Origin of the sequence: Kitasatospora sp. NPDC057223 (genome assembly GCF_042669755.1) — a bacterium.
Taxonomy (GTDB): domain Bacteria; phylum Actinomycetota; class Actinomycetes; order Streptomycetales; family Streptomycetaceae; genus Kitasatospora.
This window is the reverse complement of sequence record NZ_JBHUWW010000090.1, coordinates 1-18,798: the sequence shown is the minus strand read 5'-3', so window position 1 is coordinate 18,798 and position 18,798 is coordinate 1. Positions and strand designations below refer to the sequence as shown.

At 74.4% G+C, this 18,798-nt stretch carries 15 protein-coding genes; 12 read left to right on the top strand and 3 right to left on the bottom strand.

All coding sequences use genetic code 11. The features are described 5' to 3' along the window. The first annotated feature begins 112 nt into the window (after positions 1-112). The 6 genes from ACFUK0_RS27115 to ACFUK0_RS27090 all read left to right on the top strand — a co-directional run bounded on the left by ACFUK0_RS27115 (position 113) and on the right by ACFUK0_RS27090 (position 7,907). Complete coding sequence (locus tag ACFUK0_RS27115; RefSeq protein WP_380254670.1) at positions 113-409, top strand: DUF503 domain-containing protein; 297 nt, start codon at positions 113-115, stop codon at positions 407-409. Between the two features lie 152 nt (positions 410-561). Further along, positions 562-1,005 carry a 30S ribosome-binding factor RbfA gene (rbfA, locus tag ACFUK0_RS27110; RefSeq protein WP_380254668.1) on the top strand — a complete coding sequence of 148 codons (444 nt, stop codon included), beginning with the start codon at positions 562-564 and terminating at the stop codon, positions 1,003-1,005. A 2-nt stretch (positions 1,006-1,007) separates the two neighbouring features. Further along, positions 1,008-2,123 (top strand): bifunctional oligoribonuclease/PAP phosphatase NrnA, encoded by a 1,116-nt coding sequence (locus ACFUK0_RS27105; protein ID WP_380254666.1) that lies wholly within the window; start codon positions 1,008-1,010, stop codon positions 2,121-2,123. Between the two features lie 70 nt (positions 2,124-2,193). After that, positions 2,194-3,123, top strand: coding sequence for a tRNA pseudouridine(55) synthase TruB (truB, locus tag ACFUK0_RS27100; protein WP_380254664.1), 930 nt, complete (start codon positions 2,194-2,196; stop codon positions 3,121-3,123). A gap of 261 nt (positions 3,124-3,384) precedes the next feature. Continuing rightward, the gene (locus tag ACFUK0_RS27095) at positions 3,385-6,882 is read left to right on the top strand and encodes a serine protease (protein ID WP_380254662.1); all 3,498 of its coding nucleotides are present in this window, start codon (positions 3,385-3,387) and stop codon (positions 6,880-6,882) included. Positions 6,883-6,947: 65 nt separating this feature from the next. After that, positions 6,948-7,907 carry a bifunctional riboflavin kinase/FAD synthetase gene (locus tag ACFUK0_RS27090; RefSeq protein WP_380254660.1) on the top strand — a complete coding sequence of 320 codons (960 nt, stop codon included), beginning with the start codon at positions 6,948-6,950 and terminating at the stop codon, positions 7,905-7,907. A gap of 80 nt (positions 7,908-7,987) precedes the next feature. Here ACFUK0_RS27090 and ACFUK0_RS27085 read toward each other — a convergent pair whose 3' ends face one another. The 3 genes from ACFUK0_RS27085 to eccE all read right to left on the bottom strand — a co-directional run bounded on the left by ACFUK0_RS27085 (position 7,988) and on the right by eccE (position 12,374). Continuing rightward, on the bottom strand, positions 7,988-10,165 hold the full coding sequence (locus ACFUK0_RS27085; RefSeq protein WP_380254658.1) for an AAA family ATPase: 2,178 nt from the start codon (positions 10,163-10,165) through the stop codon (positions 7,988-7,990). Positions 10,166-10,326: 161 nt separating this feature from the next. Beyond that, positions 10,327-11,109, bottom strand: a complete 783-nt coding sequence (locus ACFUK0_RS27080) for a hypothetical protein (RefSeq protein ID WP_380254656.1) — start codon at positions 11,107-11,109, stop codon at positions 10,327-10,329. Beyond that, positions 11,109-12,374 (bottom strand): type VII secretion protein EccE, encoded by a 1,266-nt coding sequence (eccE, locus tag ACFUK0_RS27075; protein WP_380254654.1) that lies wholly within the window; start codon positions 12,372-12,374, stop codon positions 11,109-11,111. The genes ACFUK0_RS27080 and eccE overlap by 1 nt, the downstream gene beginning before the upstream one ends. A gap of 331 nt (positions 12,375-12,705) precedes the next feature. On the opposite strand from eccE, the gene ACFUK0_RS27070 reads away from it, so the two are divergent. From ACFUK0_RS27070 to ACFUK0_RS27045, 6 genes are all read left to right on the top strand, one after another. After that, on the top strand, positions 12,706-14,385 hold the full coding sequence (locus tag ACFUK0_RS27070; RefSeq protein WP_380254652.1) for a type VII secretion protein EccB: 1,680 nt from the start codon (positions 12,706-12,708) through the stop codon (positions 14,383-14,385). Between the two features lie 176 nt (positions 14,386-14,561). Next, positions 14,562-14,870 (top strand): WXG100 family type VII secretion target, encoded by a 309-nt coding sequence (locus tag ACFUK0_RS27065; protein ID WP_380254650.1) that lies wholly within the window; start codon positions 14,562-14,564, stop codon positions 14,868-14,870. Positions 14,871-14,948: 78 nt separating this feature from the next. Further along, positions 14,949-15,242, top strand: a complete 294-nt coding sequence (locus ACFUK0_RS27060; protein WP_380254648.1) for a WXG100 family type VII secretion target — start codon at positions 14,949-14,951, stop codon at positions 15,240-15,242. Positions 15,243-15,405: 163 nt separating this feature from the next. Next, the gene (gene mycP, locus ACFUK0_RS27055) at positions 15,406-16,638 is read left to right on the top strand and encodes a type VII secretion-associated serine protease mycosin (protein WP_380254646.1); all 1,233 of its coding nucleotides are present in this window, start codon (positions 15,406-15,408) and stop codon (positions 16,636-16,638) included. Positions 16,639-16,783: 145 nt separating this feature from the next. After that, complete coding sequence (locus ACFUK0_RS27050; protein ID WP_380254644.1) at positions 16,784-17,329, top strand: SigE family RNA polymerase sigma factor; 546 nt, start codon at positions 16,784-16,786, stop codon at positions 17,327-17,329. A 76-nt stretch (positions 17,330-17,405) separates the two neighbouring features. Then, entirely contained in the window at positions 17,406-18,746 is a 1,341-nt protein-coding gene (locus tag ACFUK0_RS27045) for a hypothetical protein (protein WP_380254642.1), read from the top strand. The last annotated feature ends 52 nt before the right edge of the window (positions 18,747-18,798 follow it).

The window sequence follows — 18,798 nt, the reverse complement described above, 5'->3', positions numbered from 1 at the left end:
CGGGACGAAATTCCCGTCGACCGGCCCCGGCCTGGCTGTGTAAGGTCCTCCTACGCCGCTCCGTCCTGCGGGCGGCGCCCCGAGGCCTCCAGGTCGGCTTGACCTGTCATACATGTTCGTAGGAACACTCACGTTCGACCTTCTGCTCGGCGACGTCCACTCGCTGAAGGAGAAGCGCTCGATCGTGCGGCCCATCGTGGCCGAGCTGCAGCGCAAGTACAGCGTGTGCGCGGCGGAAGTCGGGAACCAGGATCTGCACCGCAGGGCCGAGATCGGCGTCGCGGTGGTGTCCGGCGAAGCCGGGTTCGTCACCGAGGTCCTGGACAGCTGCGAGCGGCTCGTCGCCGGCCGCCCCGAGGTGGAACTGCTCTCCGCGAGGAGGCGCTACCACGGTGACGACGATGATTAGGGTCCGCGGGGAGGGCGATTCGAGTCGCCACTCTCACACGGATCAGGACCGAGAGCGCCCACAAGGCTGGGCGCGGGCCGGTACGTTGGGGCATGGGCCCCTGAGGGTGAGTCGTTGACCCTAGTACCGGGCCCACTGCACGAGGAGGCAACGTGACCGACAAGGCAAGGGCTCGCAAGCTCGCCGACCGCATCCAGGTGGTGGTCGCCGAGACCCTGCAGCGCCGGGTCAAGGACCCGCGACTGGGCTTCGTGACCATCACCGACACCCGGGTGACCGGGGACCTCCGTGAGGCCACCGTCTTCTACACGGTCTACGGCGACGACACCGACCGTCAGGCCGCGGCCGCGGCTCTGGAGAGTGCCAAGGGCATTCTCCGCAGCACCGTCGGCAAGGAGACCGGGGTCCGCCACACGCCGTCGCTGACCTTCGTCGCCGACGCGCTGCCGGACAACGCCCGCAACATCGACGACCTGCTCGACCGGGCCAGGCAGATCGACGCCGCGGTGCGCACCACGGCGGCCGGCAAGACGCACGCCGGAGACGCGGACCCGTACAAGGTGCCGGCCTCCGAGCGTGACGACGAGGACGAGTAGGCATGGCCGGGGAGCCGTCGGTGGCACCCTCGGTGGTGAGCACAGCGGCAGGTGAGGCAGCGGGGGCGCCCTCCACCATCACGGTGGAGGGTGCCCTCGCGGCGCTTCCTGGTCCGCGTACCGAGGTGGCCGGTTTCGAGCTGGTCTGGCAGCAGGTCGTCGCCGAGATCGGCCGGGCCCGCTCCATCGACCTGATCTGCCACATCTGCCCCGACGGGGACGCACTCGGCTCGGCCCTCGCGGCCGGGCTCGCGCTGCGCACCCTCGGCCACGACGTGCGGGTGTCGTTCGGCGACGACCCGCAGATCGTCCCCGAGTCGCTCGCCTTCCTGCCGGGCCAGGACCTCATCGTCCCGGCCGCGGACATCCCCGACGTCCCGGAGCTGGTGCTCTGCTTCGACGTGGCCTCCGAGGGGCGGCTCGGGCTGCTCCACGACAAGGCCTTCGCCGCTCCGGTGCTGGCCGTCTTCGACCACCACGCCTCCAACCCCGGCTTCGGCACCCACCAGCTGATCGACCCGACGGCGCCCGCCACGGCCGTCCTCGTCGACGAGCTGCTCCGGCGCCTCGGCGTACCGCTCGACCAGGAGCTGGCCACCTGCCTCTACACCGGCGTGGCCACCGACACCGGCTCGTTCAAGTACGCCGCCACCACCCCCGCCACCCACGAGCTGGCCGGGCGCCTGCTCGGCACCGGCATCCGGCACGACCTGATCTCCCGGCAGCTGTGGGACACCTCCTCCTTCGGCTATCTCAAGGTGCTCGCCGGCGCGCTGCAACGCGCGGTGTACGAGCCTGCGGCGGCCGGCGGCCTCGGGCTGGTGTGGACCTGGGTCCCGTACGAGGACCTCGCCCTGTTCGGGGTCACCGTCGAGGAGATCGAGGGCCTGATCGACATCCTGCGCCGCCCGGCCGAGGCCGAGGTCGCGCTGGTGCTCAAGCAGGACCCGGACGGCACCCTGCGCGGCTCCTCCCGCTCCAAGGGCGCGGTGGACGTCGCGCTGGCCTGCGGCGAGCTGGGCGGCGGCGGGCACACCTACGCGGCCGGGTTCTCCGCCCGCGCGGACGTCGAGAGCGTGGTCGGGCGGTTCCGGGCGGCGCTGCGTCCTGTTGAATGACGGGCGTCACCGTATGACGGTCGTCCCCCGGGACGGGCGTCCGTCGATCGTCCGCTGGAGAAGTGAACCGATGAAGCGCAAGGGAACCGGCCCCGACGGCCTGGTCATCGTCGACAAGCCGGAGGGCATCACCTCGCACGGGGTGGTGGCCAAGCTGCGGTGGCTGGCGGGGACCCGCAAGGTCGGCCACGCCGGGACGCTGGACCCGATGGCCACCGGCGTGCTGGTGATCGGCGTCGAGCGGGCCACCCGGCTGCTCGGGCACCTGATGCTCACCGCCAAGACGTACGAGGCGACGATCCGGCTCGGCCAGGACACCGTCACCGACGACCGCGAGGGCGAGGTCACCTCCTCGACGCCCGCGACCGCCGTCACCCGGGAGGCCGTCGACGCCGGGGTGGCGAAGCTCACCGGCGCGATCATGCAGGTGCCGTCGAAGGTCAGCGCGATCAAGATCGACGGCAAGCGCTCCTACACCCGGGTCCGCGAGGGCGAGGAGTTCGAGATCCCGGCCCGCTCCACCACCGTCCACTCCTTCACCGTGCACGGGCTGCGCGAGGCCGTGGCCGAGGACGGCACGCCCGTCGTCGACCTGGACGTCACCGTGGAGTGCTCCTCCGGCACCTACATCCGGGCGCTGGCCCGCGACCTGGGCGCCGACCTCGGCGTCGGCGGGCACCTGACGGCCCTGCGGCGCACCCGGGTCGGCCCGTACGGGGTCGAGTCCGCGCACACGCTGGAGCAGCTGGAGGCGGCGGCCACGGGCGACGGCGCCACCGGGCTCCCGGTGCTGCCGATCGGCGAGGCCGCCGCAGCCGCCTTCCCGCGCTGGGACATCGACGCCGAGCAGGCCGCGCTGCTCGCCAACGGCGTGAAGCTGAAAGCCCCCGGGCTCGGGGTGGACGGCCCGATCGCCGTCTTCGGGCCCGAGGAGCGCTTCCTCGCCCTGGTCGAGGAGAAGGGCGGCCACGCCCGCCCGGTGGCCGTCTTCGTCGGCTGAGGCCCGGCCGGACCGGCCGGACACGACACGGACCGGCCGGACCGGACCCCCGGAGAAGCCCGTACGCACGCGCGTACGGGCTTCTCCGCGTCCCGGGGCGGCAGGATCACCCGGACGGGCGAGCGCGCGAGGTGAACGGCGGTTGTGAGCGGCGTGCGGGCGGTCGGGCGGGCCCCCGGCCGGGCATTGTCCCGGCGGCGGGCACGACGGCCGTGACGGGCCCCGCCGGGGCCCGCCCGGTCCTGCGGGAGGGCGGCGCGAATGACGGGTGGTGGCCTCGGCCCAGCGGCGGCGGAGCCCGGACGGGCCCTGCTGCGGATCCGCGGCCTGGACGGCGCCCTGCGCGGCCTCGGCTTCGTCGCCGACCCGCAGGGCACCGTCCTCACCGCGCACGAGGTGGTGGCCGGCCTCGACCGGGTGGTCCTGCACACCGAGGACGGGCAGAGCCGCCTCCTCGGGCCGGACGACATGCTGCTGCTGCCCGCCCAGGGCCTCGCCCTGCTCCGCACCGGCGCCGCCGGCGCCCTGCCGGTACCGCCGCTGCCGATCGCCGCCCCGGCACCGGGCCGGCCGGTCGCGGTGCCCCGGACGGCCGGGAACGACCAGCGGATCACCCTGCTGCAGGGCGGGATCGCGGCCGGCACGGCCGCGATGTACGCCTGGGCGGGCGAGTTCCACGTGATCGGCGGCGCCCTCGTCCTGGACCTGCCCCAGCTGCTCGGCGCGCCACCGGCCGGTGCGCCCGTCCTGGACGCCGCCAGTGGCGCCGTCCTCGGCGTCGTCGCCCCAGGCCTGCGCAGCCCCTACCCGGCCGGGACACACCCCGTGGGGGCCCTCGCCGCCGTACCCGGCGACGGGGACCCGGACCTGGCACGGCTGCTCGCCCGCAACGCCGCCGGCGTCCCCGGCTACGGCCGGGCGCTCAACCTGGCGGGGGTGCTGCGGCTGGCCGCCGTCCGGCTGGCCTCGGCCGATGCCGGACCGGCAGCCGTCGCCGACCTCGCCGCCGACCGTGTCGAGCGGCCGGACGGACTGGTCGGCGAGGAGCCCCGGGCCACCGTCACCGCGCTGCTCGGTGCCCCCGGAAGCGGCCGCAGCACCGAACTGGCGGCCCTGGCCGCCCGGCGCGCGAGCGGCCTGCGCGCCCTGCCCACGCTCTGGCTCCGCGGCGCCGACCTGTACCGGGACGGCCCCGGCGCCGCCCCGCTCGCCGAAGCGGTCGGCCGGGCACTGGCCGACGCCACCCGGCTGCTCGCCGGCGACCGGCCCGGCGCCGGGCCGGGGCCCGACCCCGGCGAGGCGGCCGCGCTCTGCTCGGCCGCGCACCGCCCGCTGCTCGTCGTCCTCGACAGCCCCGAGGAGGCGCCCGCGGCCCTCGACACGGCCTGGCTGCGGGCCGCCACCCGGTGGCTGGACGGCTGCGGGGCCCGGCTGCTGACCGCCTGCGGCCCGGACGCCTGGGAGCAGCTCGCCCACCCGGCGCCCGGCGCCGACGACGGGGCCGACCCGGCGGAAAGGCCCCGGGTGCACCGGCTCGGACCGCTGCCCGCCGAGACCGCCGACCGGGCCCGCCGCCACCACGGCCTGCCGGCCGGCCGGCCCGCCGCCGCGGACGCCCGGCACCCGCTCGCCCTGCGGCTCGCCGGGCAGCTGTGGGCGGCGGGCGTCCACGGCGAGCCCGGCTCGCGCGGCGAACTCTTCGCCGGACACCTCGACCTGCGCTGCCTCGCCGTCGCCCGGCGGCTGGCCGGCACCGCGCCGCCCCGCCGCCCCGGTGCGCACCGCCGGGGCGGCCCCCGGCCCGCCGGGGAGGACCACGGCCGGCTGCGGCGGCTCGCGGCGGCGGTCGCCGGGCGCGTGCACGAGGCCGCGCGCCGGATGCTGGGCCCCGGGCACGGCTCGCTCGCCCGGACGGACTTCGACGAGCTGTTCCCGCAGGCCGGCGGCTGGGCCGCCGCCGCCCTGGCGGAGCGTCTGTTCGTCCCGGCCGGGCCCGGCTACCGCCCGGCCCACGAGGAGTTCTCCGACTGGCTGCAGGGGCTCCACCTGGACCTGGACGAGGCGCTGCGGCTGCTGCTGGACGAGGACGGGGCCGGTGCGCGGGAGCCCGCGGTCGCCAGGCACCGCGCCGGGCCCGTCCTGGCGGCCCTGCGGGCCCTCGCCGACACCTGGGGGCCGACCGCCCTGGATCCGTGGCTGCACCGGCTGCTGCGGGCCCTCGACACCCTCCCGGCGGGCAGCGAGCCCGCCTGGTGGGCCGGGCGGCTGCTGGCGGGCGTACTGGCGGCGGACCCGGCGGCGGCCGGCCGCCGCGACCTGCTGGCGCAGCTCGCCGACCGGGGCGCCGAACGGGCCCCGGACCGCTTCGGCCCGGCCTTCTGGGCCGCGCTCGGCCTGCCGCCGGAGCACGAACTCGACCTGCTGCGCCGGCTCGTCCGCACCGACGGCCCGGAGCAGCGCTTCCTCGCCGCCACCGCCCGGCGGCTGCGGGCCGACCCGGCCACCGTCGTCCCGCTGCTCTGCGGCTGGCTCGGCGACCCGCGCGGCCTGCCCGCGCGCCCCGGCAGCACCGTCGCCGACCTGGCCCACGACCTGCTGCACAGTCATCGGGACCTCGCCCTGGACGACCTGACGGACCGGCTGGCCGACACCGCGCACCCCCGCGCCGACGCCCTGCTGGCGGTGCTGGCCGCCGACGAGCCGTCCGCCCTCTGCCGGGCCGTCGACCGCTGGAGCCACGACCCGCGCCCCGAGCGGCACGTCGCCGCCGCCGTGCACGCCCTGCGGGCCGCGCCGCACGCCCGCGGCAGCGGCCCGGAGCTGCTGCGCCACAGCGCGCTGGCGCTGCTGGCCCGCGAGGACGAACCCGCGCTGCACGGCGCGGCGCTGGCCCTGCTCGTGCACGCGCCGCAGACCCGGGCGGGGCACCTGCCGCGCGCCCTGGCGGCCTACGGCCGCGGCGATCCGTTCGTCACGGCCGCCGCCCTCGGCCCGGCACTGGAGAGCCACCCGGAGCCCGTCCTGGCCGCGCTGACGGCCCGGCTGGCCGCGCCGGGTGCGGCGGTGGCCGAGGGGCTGCGGGCGCTGGCCGCAGCGGCATCGCCGGCCGCCCGGCGGGGCGCCGCGGAGCTGGCCGCCCGGCTCCTGAGGGAGCGTCCGGAGCTGGCCGGGCAGGTCGCCGCCGAGTACCTGGGGCGCCGTCTGCGGTGCCTGCCCGGCCCGGCCGGAGCCCCGGCGGAGCTGCGTGCCCTGCTCGACGCGGTGCTGGCGCTCCGGCCGGCCGGGCGGCGGGTGTTCGCGGAGCTGCTCGCGGCGCCGGGCGGGCAGGCCGCGCCGGGCGGGGGCGCGCGGGCGGAGCTGCTGGCCGCCCTGGTGGCCGCCGAGAGTGATCCGGCGGTGCTCACCGCCGTCCTGGAGTGCCTCGCGGAGGGCTGCGAGCGGCGGGACCCGGCCCGGACGCGGGAGCTGGTGGCGCTGGCGGGCGCCGCTCTGCTGGAGGCGGACGAGGTGCTGCTGCGCTGCGCGGGGCGGTCGGCGGCCTTCGCGCTGCTGCTGGCGCAGTGGCCGGACGAGTACGCACCACCCTTGCCCGAAGGGCCCGGACTGGCCCGGCTGCGGGCCCTGACGGCGGCCGGGCGGGACCCGCAGTACGCGGCGGCGCAGGCCCAGCGCGGGCTGTCGCGGCCGGGGCAACCAGCACAGCCGCGCACAACCGGCCTTCCGGTGCCGAAGCAGGGGCGGGCGCATGGCACGCTATAGGGGTTCGGATGTGAGCGTTTGAGCGTACAGACGGTACGCGTCGTACGGAACAAGGAGCGGTCAGGGTGCAGCGCTGGCGTGGCCTGGAGGAGATCCCCGGCGACTGGGGACGCAGCGTCGTCACCATCGGCTCGTTCGACGGTGTGCACCGCGGGCATCAGCTGATCATCAACCGGGCGGTCGAACGCGCCCGCGAACTCGGCACCAAGGCGGTCGTGGTCACCTTCGACCCGCACCCCAGCGAGGTCGTCCGGCCGGGCAGCCACCCGCCGCTGCTCGCCCCGCAGCCGCGCCGCGCGGAGCTGATCGAGGAGCTGGGCGTGGACGCGGTGCTGGTGCTGCCGTTCACCCTGGAGTTCTCGCAGGAGTCGCCGGAGACCTTCGTCGAGACCGTGCTGGTCGACGCCCTGCACGCGCGGGCCGTCATCGAGGGCCCCAACTTCCGCTTCGGCCACCGGGCGGCGGGCAACGTCGAGCTGCTCGGCAAGCTCGGCCGGGAGGCGGACTTCGAGGTCGAGGTCGTCGACCTCCAGGTGCGCGGCGCGGCCGGCGACGGCGAGCCGTTCTCCTCGACGCTGACCCGGCGCCTGGTCGCGGCCGGGGACCTGGCCGGCGCCGCCGAGGTACTCGGCCGCCCGCACCGGGTCGAGGGCGTGGTGGTGCGCGGGGCGCAGCGCGGCCGGGAGCTCGGCTTCCCGACCGCGAACGTGGAGACCGTGCCGCACAGCGCCGTCCCGGCCGACGGGGTGTACGCGGGCTGGCTGACGGCGAACGGCGAGCGGATGCCCGCCGCGATCTCGGTCGGTACCAACCCGACCTTCGACGGCACCGCCCGGACGGTCGAGGCGTACGCCATCGACCGGGTCGGCCTGGACCTGTACGGCATGCACGTCGCCGTGGACTTCCTGGCCTACCTGCGCGGGATGGAGAAGTTCGACTCGATCGACGCGCTGCTGGTGCGGATGGCCGACGACGTCCAGCAGGCCCGCGTGCTCACCGGCGTGACCGGTCCGGCGGCGGGCTGACCGCCCGCTGACCGCCGCGCCACCGCGAACGGCACGAACGGCACGAAGGCCCGCCGGAATCCGGCGGGCCTTCGTCGTGCTCACTGCTGCGGCGGGGGCGGCGGGTAGCCGTATCCGCCCTGCTGCGGCGGCTGTTGCTGCTGGGCCCACTCCTGCGGGAGCTGTTGCTGCTGCTGCGGGCCGGGGGCGCCCTGCTGCGGCGGGTAGCCGTACCCCGGCGGGGGCGGCGGTGCCTGGCCGGGCTGCGGGGCCCACGGCGCGCCCGGGGCGGGCTGGCCGGGCTGCGGCTGGCCCTGCTGGGGGTAGCCGCCCTGGCCCTGCTGCGGGTACTGCTGCTGCTGCTGCTGCGACCAGTCGTTCTGCTGGCCCGGCTGCGGCTGGCCGCCGTAGGGCTGCTGCTGTTGCCAGCCGCCCGCCTGCTGGCCGCCGCCGTGCTGGGCCCGGATGATGTCCTCGCCGATCAGGGTGGCCAGCTCGAAGTAGGCCTCGCGGACCTTGGGGCGCATCATGTCGAGGTTGACCTCGGCGCCGGCCGCCAGACTCTCGTCGAAGGGCACCACCACGACGCCGCGGCAGCGGGTCTGGAAGTGCGCGACGATGTCCTCGATCTTGATCATCTTGCTGGTCTCGCGCACTCCGGAGACCACCGTGATGCTGCGCTGCACGAGGTCCGCGTAGCCGTGCGCGGAGAGCCAGTCCAGCGTGGTGGAGGCGCTGCTCGCACCGTCCACGCTCGGCGTCGAGACGACGATCAGCTGGTCGGCGAGGTCCAGCACCCCGCGCATCGCGCTGTACAGCAGCCCGGTGCCGGAGTCGGTCAGGATGATCGGGTACTGCCGGCCGAGCACGTCGATGACCGAGCGGTAGTCCGAGTCGTTGAACGTGGTCGAGACGGCCGGGTCGACGTCGTTCGCCAGGATCTCCAGGCCGGAGTGCAGGTCCTGCGAGGTGAACTGGCGGATGTCCATGTAGCTGCGCAGGTGCGGGATCGCCGTCACCAGGTCGCGGATGGTCGCGCCGGTCTGGCGCTTCACCCGGCGGCCCAGCGTGCCGGCGTCCGGGTTCGCGTCGATCGCGATCACCTTGTCCTGGCGCTCGCTGGCCAGCGTGGCCCCGAGCGAGGTGGTGGTCGTGGTCTTGCCGACACCGCCCTTGAGGCTGATCACCGCGATCCGGTAGCAGCTCATCACCGGCGTCCGGATGATCTCCAGCTTGCGGGCCCGGTCGGCGGCCGCCGCCTTGCCGCCGAACTGGAAGCGCGCCTGCTGGCGCTGCTGCTTCGGCTGGCTGCGCAGCAGGCGGTCCGAGGACAGCTCGACGGCGGCCGTGTAGCCGAGCGGCGCGCCGTGCGCCGTCTGCTGCGGCGGGCCGCCCTGCTGGAACGCGGCCGGTGCCTGCGGCACGCCCTGCTGCGGCCAGCCCTGCTGCCCGGCCGGGGCCCCCTGCTGCTGCGGCGGCTGCTGGTAGGTGGTCGGCTGCGGCCAGCCGCCCTGGCGCGGGTCGACCGGCGGGCCGGGCGGGGGCACCTGCTGCGGCTGGCCCTGCTGCTGGGCCTGCTGCGCCGCCTGCTGCTGGGCCCACTGGGCGGCCTGCTGGTCCGGGCCGGGCTGCGGCTGGCCGCCCTGCTGCGGGGCCTGCTGCTGGGCCTGCGGGGGGTAGGGCTGCTGCGGCTGCTGCTGGGCCTGGTACTGCGGCGGGTACGGCTGCTGCGGCGCCTGCTGCTGGACGGGCTGCGCCGGGGGTGCCTGCTGTTGCGGTGCCTGCTGCTGGGGCGCCTGCTGGACCGGTGCCTGCTGGTACGGCTGCGGATCCGCGGTCGGCACCCACGGCTGCTGCTGCTCGGGAGCGGGAGCGGGTGCGGGCTGCGGAGCCTGCTGCTGGACGGGCGCCGGGGCCGGCGGCGCGACCTGCTGGGGCTGCGCGGCGGTCTCCACCGGCGCGGCCTCCACCGGCGCGGGCGCGAGGGGCGCGACCGGGGCGGGTGCGGGCTGCGGCGCCTGCTGCTGGACGGGTGCGGGCTGCGGCGCGGGCGCCTCGGCGTGCGGCGGCACCGGAGCGGGCGCCGGAGCCGGGGCCGGCCCGGGGGCCTGCACCGGCACGGGTGCCGGCCCGGGCTGGGCCGGCACCCCGGGAGCTGCCGCGGCCGGCTCGCTCTGGGTGTACCAGGACGGGGGAGTGTAGTCGGGTGCGTCGGACCAATCGTCGTCGTCCTCCGCCGCGTTGTCGCCGACGTAGACGCCGTCCCGATCGCTGCTCACTTGGGCTCCCTCGTGTTCGCCGCCGCTCTTCGCGGTGCCGTCGCATCAAGATTAGGACGTGATTCGCCACGCGCCGAAGGCGGTGTCCCATCCTGTCCGGGGAACGTCCTCTTCGGGGTGAACCCCGGCGGTCCGGTCCGGCGCGGCACCCGCCGCCCGGATCAGTCCATCCGGCGCGGAGCGCCCAGCACCTGGGTCTCGGCCTGGCCCGCGACGGTGCGGACGTACTGACGCCGCATCCGGGTCGCCCACAACGTGATGTCCTCGCCGAGGGTGGGCAGCGAGACGACGTCCTGGTCGCCCAGCGAGAGGATCCGGCCGACCAGCTCCGCCTCCTGCGGGGAGATCCGCTGAAGGCCCACCAGGTCGGCGGCGTTCAGCACCCGGGAGGCGTTCGGCCCCAGGTACGGCAGCAGCGTCAGGGTGGTCTGCCAGGGCGCGGCCGACAGCCGGCTGCGCGGCGGCCGGGCGCCGAGGTCGCGGACGACCAGCACCGGCGAGGCGACCGAGGCGCCCTGCGGCCCGAGCCGGCCGACCTGGTGGACGGTCACGCACGGCTGTCCGCCGCCGGCCGCCTGCGCCATCGGGGCCCAGAGCTGCGGCCGGGCGGTCTCGACCGCGATCCGGGCGCCGGTCGCGGCGGCCCGCAGTGCGATGATCTGCGCCGTCCAGACGCCGCCGACCAGTACCAGGTCGTAGGCGGTGGGCCGGAACAGGCCCAGTACGGCGGGCTGTTGCTGCGGGTCGACGCCGATGACCACACCGTCGTCGCCGACCGGGAAGGCCATCGCGCCGAGGTCGTCGGCGGTCAGCACGTGCTTCTCGCGGTTGGGGCCGCGCAGTCCGAAGCCGGGCACGATGCGGGGTCTGGCACGGGCCTGCTCGGTGCCCGGTGCGGGCGCCGGGGACTGGACCTGGGCGCCGGAGTAGGTCTGGTAGGCCATCAGGAAGTCCCTCCCAGGGGCAGTGTGGCGAGCAGACCGGGTGCCTGCTCCAGGTCGAGCCGGGACAGGCCGAGGCCCACGCTCTGCGCCCGGGACTCCACCAGCCGGCCGACCTGGGCGACCTCGCTCTCGCTGCGACCGGTCACCCGGACGTGCCCGCTGATGGCCACCGATCCGCCGGTGCCGCGGGCGGCCGTCAGGCTGAAGGTGCTGGCCAGGGCGGGGGTGCCGGTGACCAGGTTGACCAGGTCGGGCGCCGCGATCCGCCCCGGCGCGCCGCCCGGACGGCTGAGCTGCGGCCACTTGGAGATCCAGTAGGTGCTGTGCCAGCGGTCGTCGATCCGCCAGAACTTGGCGCTCTCCTGGGTGCGGCGGGCGCTGCCGCCGCCGCTGCCCGTGCCCTGGCGGCCCGCCACGGCGATCGGGTTGGCGCAGGTGGAGATGGCCAGGGCGGCGATCAGCTCGCGCTCGTCGAGGGCGGTCGCGGTGAACCCGGCGCCGTTGAGCCGGCCGGCGAGCTGGTCGGTGACGCGCTGGAGGGCCTTGCGGGCACCCTCCTCGCCGCCGCCGCGGGCGAGCACGGCGGTGGAGGCCTGCTCGGGGTTGAGCTTGAGGGCGACCCAGGTGAGCCGCAGGCCGGGGGTGGCGGTGCCGTCCGGCAGCTGCTGGTAGGCGCGGGCGGCCAGGGACTGGTCGGGCAGGTGCGGGGCCGGCGCGGGCTGGGTGTGCTGCACCAACTGGACGGACTCCAGGGCGATGTCGTCCACCTGGAGGGCCGAGCAGATGACGTCCAGCGGGAGCGGCAGGGCGGTGCGCACGGGGCGCAGCGGCTGGTCCTTGGCCTGGACGAGCAGGACGGAGCTGAGGAACGTGCCGTCGCCGACCATGCCGGTCTCGCGGCGCACCGGGCGGCCGCCGAAGTCGGCCTCGGTGGCGTGCGTGCAGGTGCGCAGCGCCGGGTCGAGTTCGAGGGCGGGGGCGAGGGCGGGGTCGGTGCCGGGCGGCGGGATGTTGCTCTGCGCCTTGCGCCGACGGGCCTTCAGTTCGGAGCGGACGCGCAGGGCCTCGGGGATGGTGCGTCCGCGCATCGGGACGAGCGCGAGGACGACCAGGGCGGCGGCGGGCAGTGCGAACGCTCCGGCCGCGGCCTTGTTGATGGTCCAGCCGACCGCGACGAGCGCCACCGCGACCTCGATCAGCACGAGTTGCTGCAGGCGCAGTCTGCTGCCGAGCAGGCCCGGCCTGGGGTGGATCCTGACCGGCACGGGTGCGGTCGGCGTGCTCCGTGCGGCTGTTGCGGCGCCGGCGCGGCGGCTGCCGCGGCCCGCGGCCCCGCCTTGCGATGTGCTGCGTCGCCCTGGAGCGGTCTGGCTTGGCATCCCCCGAGTGGCCCTCTCTGATCTGATCTCCCGGCCCGGTTGGCTGGTTCGCGAACCGTACCCGTACCGTACTCACCGTCTGCTGCCGCATCGTAGAGGGTTCGCTGTGGTCCTCGCCCGGCGGGTGGCAGACTCGCGGACGGTCCGGCCGACGGGCGCCGCACCATGACTGCAGGTCACACAGCAGATGTCGGTCATACAGGGGAGACGACGAGCAATGGCATCACGCCGGGACGAGCTGAACGCCTACACCTTCGCCCGCAAACGGACGGTCGGCGCCTTCCTGCTGCCCGGTGGGGGCGGCAGTGACGAGGACGCGCCGCGGCCGGTCAAGGCGGTGCTGCCGAGCATCGTCGTGGGTGTGCTGGTGGTGACCGGTTTCGGGATCTGGGGCGCGTTCAAGCCCAGTGCGCCGGTGGGTTGGGACAGCGGCAAGAACATCATCCAGGGCAAGCAGTCCACGACCCGGTACGTGGTGCTGCTGGACGCGGACAAGAAGACCAAGCGGCTGCACCAGGTGCTGAACATGGCGTCCGCGAAGCTGGTGCTGCCGGCCGGTGCCAAGGTGGTGGTGGTCGCGGACCAGGTGCTGGACGCCTACGCCAACCACGGGCCGACGATCGGCATCCAGTACGCGCCGGACAAGCTGCCGGCCGAGGCGGTCGCGGGCAAGCAGATGAAGTGGTCGGTCTGCAACAGCCCGGGCTCCGACGACAAGCACGAGACGGTCAACCAGGCGGTGTTCGTGGCCGGCGGGGCGGAGGCCAGGACGCTGGAGGCGAAGGACAAGGTCCTGGACATCGACCAGTCGGTACTGGTCCAGCTGATCGACGACGCGCAGATCAACGGGCAGCAGGGCGCCGTCGCCACGCAGAGCAAGCTGGCGTACTACCTGGTCGACTCGCAGGGGCGCAGCCACGCGATCGGCGGTACGCAGACCTCCGACGCGGACAAGCGCGCGATGATCACCGCGGTGTTCGGCGAGAACGCGGAGCCGCAGCGGGTCAAGTCGACCTGGCTGGACACCCTGAAGCTGGGGAGCGCGATCTACTTCCCGCAGGTGCCGGGCATGGACCCGAACGTCAAGTCGGCCAACTCCTCGGTGCAGTTGCAGAACGCCGAGGACCGGAAGATCGGCCGGCTGGTCAAGTACGGCGAGAAGAACTACGTCGTCGGCAAGGACGAGCTGTACCCGATCACGGACTTCCAGAGCGCCCTGCTGGAGCGCAACCCGGCCCTCCAGGGCCTGTACAACCAGGACAAGGACCCCCGTCCGAAGGTCGACGAGCTGACGCCGGCCGAGCAGTCGAAGTACGGCCAGGGCACGCTGAAGGAGAACAAGCTGAAGCTGATGGACGACTGGCCGGCGAAGGCGGGCGCTCCGGTGAACAACTGGAACGCGGCCAAGGACGCCAAGAACGTCGTCTGCAGCACCTTCGACGGGATGGACGCCGACGGCAAGACGGCCAGGCGCAGCATCTGGGTCGACACCACGTACCCGGCGAAGTACAGCATCGGCGCCGGCTCGGCCCACGTGACACCCGGTTTCGGCCAGTACTACCGGGCGCTGGACGCCAACGCGGAGGGCTCCGGCAGTGACTTCCTGATCACCGAGACGGGGCTGCGCTACTCGATCCAGTCCAACAGTGACGCGGCGGGCGTGCGCAAGCAGGCCCAGCAGAGCCAGCAGGCCTCTCCGGCCGGTCCGTCGGCCGCCGCGCAGCCCGATCCGCAGCAGGACGAGGCCAAGCAGGCGGAGGAGGAGGCCGGCGGTACGCAGGCCCGGCTCGGCTACAAGAACATCCAGCCCTCGCCGGTGCCCAGGGAGTGGTCCGACCTGGTGCCCGACGGCCCGGTGCTGAGCACCGACGGGGCAGCTCAGCCGCAGACCGCCTGATGTGACGTCAGGCCCGGGGCCCGGTACCAGTGTCATGGTCTGGTAACTACCGGGCTCCCGGTGTTGGGCGACTTGCGTACGCCTACTAAAGTGCTGGAGGACACCACGCCGTGGTGTCGACGGGTGGGCCGAAGCAGGAGCGCCCGGACAACATGTCTCATGGGGGACGGTAGATCATGGCTGGTCAGTTCACGACGACCGCTGAAGAGATGGAGGCCTTCGCCCGGCACATGGGCGAGGTCAGCGAGCAGGTGCAGGGTGAGCTGAAGAAGCTCGACAGCCTTGTCTCCTCGATCGCCTCCGGCTGGAAGGGCCAGGCCGCGACGGCCTACCAGAACCTTCAGAACCGCTTCAACGAGGACGCCCGCGGCCTGAACGAGGCGCTGCGCAAGATCCAGGAAGCCATCAACGCCACCACCCGGGCGTACTCCGAGGCTGAGGCGCAGCAGCAGTCCTCGCTGAACAGCGTCGGCGGCCAGATCTGATCAGGCCGCTGAGGCCACCGCGTCACTCGTGGGCCGGTCCACAGAGGGCCGGCACCGAATCCTCGACAAGGAGACATCATGTCCGGGCAGATTCTTGTTAACTTCGCCACCATCCAGGGCGCCAGCTCCGAGGTTCGCGCCACGGCCGCCCGCATCCAGGCCCAGCTCGACGAGCTGAAGTCCGGCGTCACCAAGATCGCCGCTTCGTGGCAGGGTGCTGCGCAGGAGGGCTACCAGGCCTACCAGACGCAGTGGGACAACAAGGCCGCCGACCTGCAGCAGGTCCTCGGCCAGATCGGCTCCTCGCTCGACCAGGCGGCGCAGAGCTACCAGGAGACCGAGAACAAGAACCGCAACATCTGGGGTGGCTGACCAGGCATCCGCTCCGCAAGGGGTGAGTGCAACTCCGCTGTACAGGGCGGGCGTCCGTACTGGGCGCCCGCCCCTCGCGCGCACGGGAGCCGCGCCGTCCGGCCGTGCCGGGCAGCTCCCGACGGTGACCACGGGTGGACATATGAGGGGTGGCAAGGTGTCGGTGGACAGGTACCGGAAGGCGGCTGCGCTGGTGGCCGCGCTCGCGGTGGCGGGCAGCCTCGCCGCGACGCCCGCGTACGCCGACACCGGCGCGCAGAGCCCCGGGGGCGCACCGGTCGGCATCGCGGCGGCCGGTGACTGCCCCAGCCCCGCGCCGAACGTCCCGGTCACCCCGTGGGCCCTCCAGCGGGTCCTGCTGGAGCAGTTGTGGCAGGACGGCAAGGTGACCGGCGCCGGTGTCACCGTGGCCGTGATCGACACCGGGGTGGACGACACCAACCCCCAGCTGGCCGGCAAGGTCATCGACGGCGGCACGCTGCTCACCGACAACGCCGGGGGCGGCAAGGACGACAAGGTCGGCCACGGGACGAAGGTGGCCGGCATCATCGCCGCCTCGCCGCTGCCCGGCACGGGCTTCGTGGGCCTCGCCAAGGGCGCCAACATCCTGGCCATCCGGCAGAACGACAGCGAGGGCAACGGCAACGTCACCACCCTGGTCGAGGCGATCAAGCAGGCGATCCAGAAGGGCGCCAAGGTGATCAACATCTCCCAGGACGTCCGGAGCCAGGACGACACCGGCAAGTTCCCCGGCTTCGACCAGCTGGAGGCCGTGATCGCGCTGGCGGAGAAGTCCAACGTGGTGGTGGTGGCCTCCTCGGGCAACGACGGCAAGGAGGGCCCGACCTACCCGGCGGCCTACGACACCGTGCTCGCGGTCGGTGCCTCCGACCGCAACAACGAGCGGGCCGCGTTCTCCCAGTACGGCGACTTCGTCGACATCGCGGCGCCCGGCGTCGACATGCTCTCCACCGTCCCCAAGGGCGGCCAGTGCGTGGACAACGGCACCAGCTTCGCCTCCCCGTACGTCGCCGGGCTCGCCGCCCTGCTCGTCGGCGCCCATCCGGACTGGACGGCCAAGCAGGTCCGCACGCGGATCGAGCAGACCGCCCAGCGCACCGAGCACGACCGCAACCGCTTCATCGGCTGGGGCGTGGCCGATCCGTTGAAGGCCGTCACCAGCAAGGCCGTGCCCGCCGAGACCGCGCTGCCCGACCCGCCCGTCAAGCTGGCCATCGCCGGTATCGTCCCGCAGCCGGTCGGCCTGGCCGAGAGCCAGACCGACCGGGACCGCCGCACCGCCACCTACATCCTCGGCATCGCCGGCCTGCTGGTGGCGCTGCTCGGCGGCGGTGCGACGGTGCTCCGCGACCACCGCAGGCGCAGCCGGGTCTGAACCCGCCACCTGTCCCCGGGCCGCCGCCGGACGGCCCCCGCAGCCGGCCCGGAAGCCGTTCCGGGCCGGCTGTAACATTCCCCGGCGTCCGGAGCATCTGTTCAAGTGTCGGGGAGAACGGACAGGCGGTACCGGGGGGCAGCAGATGGGCCGGGCAGCATCAGCACGGGACGCGAAGGACGCCGGGTTCCTCGAACTCGTCTCCACCCGGACCGGGCACCTCTACCGCTCGGCCTGCCTGCTCACCAGCGGCGACACGCACCTGGCCGAGGACCTCGTCCAGGAGACGCTGAGCCGGATGTACGTGCTCTGGCGCCGCGACTCCTGGCGGACCAGCAGGTCGGCCAGGATCGACAACCCCGGCGCGTACGCGCACACGGTGATGGTGCGCACGTTCCTCGCGCAGCAGCGCCGCCGCTCCAGCACCGAGCGGCCCACGGGCGATCTGCCCGAACCCGAGGGCCGCGAGAGCGACAGCACGCTGCGCCTGACCCTGCTCGACGCGCTGGGCCGGCTGCCGGCCCGCGACCGCGCCGTCCTGGTGCTGCGGTACTGGGAGGACCGCAGCGTCGAGGAGACGGCGGAGGTACTGCGCTCCACCTCCGGCGCCGTCCGCACCCGGACGACCCGCGCACTGGCGCGGCTGCGCTCCCTGCTCGGCGACTCGCTCGCGGAGCTCGTCGCCCGTTGAACGGGCGGCGCGCCGGATCGCGCCCGCCCCCGGTAGTCCCCCGCTCATCCTGCGACCACGGAAACGGTGATCAAGCATGCCCGAAGACGACAAGTTCGAGGACGATCTTCTCTTCGCCATCACCCGGACGGGCGATGCGTTCGACACCCAACAGGCGCCGCTCCTCGCGGGCGGCCTCCAGCGCGGCCGCCGGCGCTGGCGCCGGCGCACCGCGGTGGCCGTCGCGGGCGGAGCGACGGCGCTCGCCCTGGTCGGCACCGGCGGCGCGTACCTGGCGGGCGGCATCGCCGGCGGCCCGGTGGGCGGGCGGGTCGCGGTCAGCGCCGCGGATTCGGGCTCGGGCTCGGGTACCCCCGCTCCCGCCGCCACGGCCACCCCCAGTGCTTCACCGAGCGCCTCGCCGAGCGCCGCCCAGGCGTCGCAGGTCAGCGCGGACGAGGTGCTCGCCACGTTCAAGGCCCTGCTGCCCGAGGGCACGTCGACCAAGGTGTCCGCGACCGGCACCGAGGCGAGCAGTGACAAGCCGGTCATCACTGGGTCGGCCGGTGCGAGCGTGGTGTTCGACGACGGCAAGGGCAAGGCGGCGATCGGCATCAACATCACCCGGCACGCGCCCGGAGACACCTCGCAGAGCGACCTCGGCTGCCCGGACAAGAAGCTCACCCGCTTCGACGCCTGCACCACCAGCACCCTCCCGGACGGCTCCGCCCTGATCGTGTACCAGGGCTACGAGTACCCGGACGGGCGGGCCGACACCAAGTGGTGGTACGCCGAGCTGCTGGGCAAGGACGGCCGCGACATCACGCTCTCCGAGTGGAACGCGCCGAAGGAGAAGGACGCACCGGTCAGCCGACCGGCCCCGCCGCTGGACCCGGCCCGCCTCACCGCCGTCGTGACGGACAAGTCGTGGGACAAGGTCGTCGCGGCCCTGCCGGTGCCGAAGGCGCCCACGCCCCGGGACACCGGCAAGGAGTACTCGAAGGAGGAGATCCTGGCGATCACCGCCACCCTGCTCCCGGCCGGGCTCACCGAGAGCGAGACCGACGGCCAGCCCGGCTACGCCGACTTCGTGGTGACGGACGCCAAGGGCAAGAGCATGGTGCAGCTCAACGTCCAGGACCTGACCCGGGACGTCAAGGACCACCAGAACGGCACGGCGGAGCACGGTGACATCGTCGCGCAGCTCTACGGCAGCGCCCAGACGCTCCCGGACGGCACCAAGGTCGTGGTCCGCAAGCAGAACGGCAACCCCGCGATGTGGACCGTCGACACCCTGCACCCGGACGGCCTGCGGGTGGTGATCAGCGCGTTCAACAGCGGCGCCCAGAACAAGGCCGCGACCCGGAGCACGCCGGCGCTGACCAACGCCCAGCTCCAGGCGATCGCCACCAGCCCGCTCTGGAAGAACAAGAAGTGAGGCCGTAGCCCACGACACGGCAGCGCCCCGGGCCTTGGGGGAGGCCCGGGGC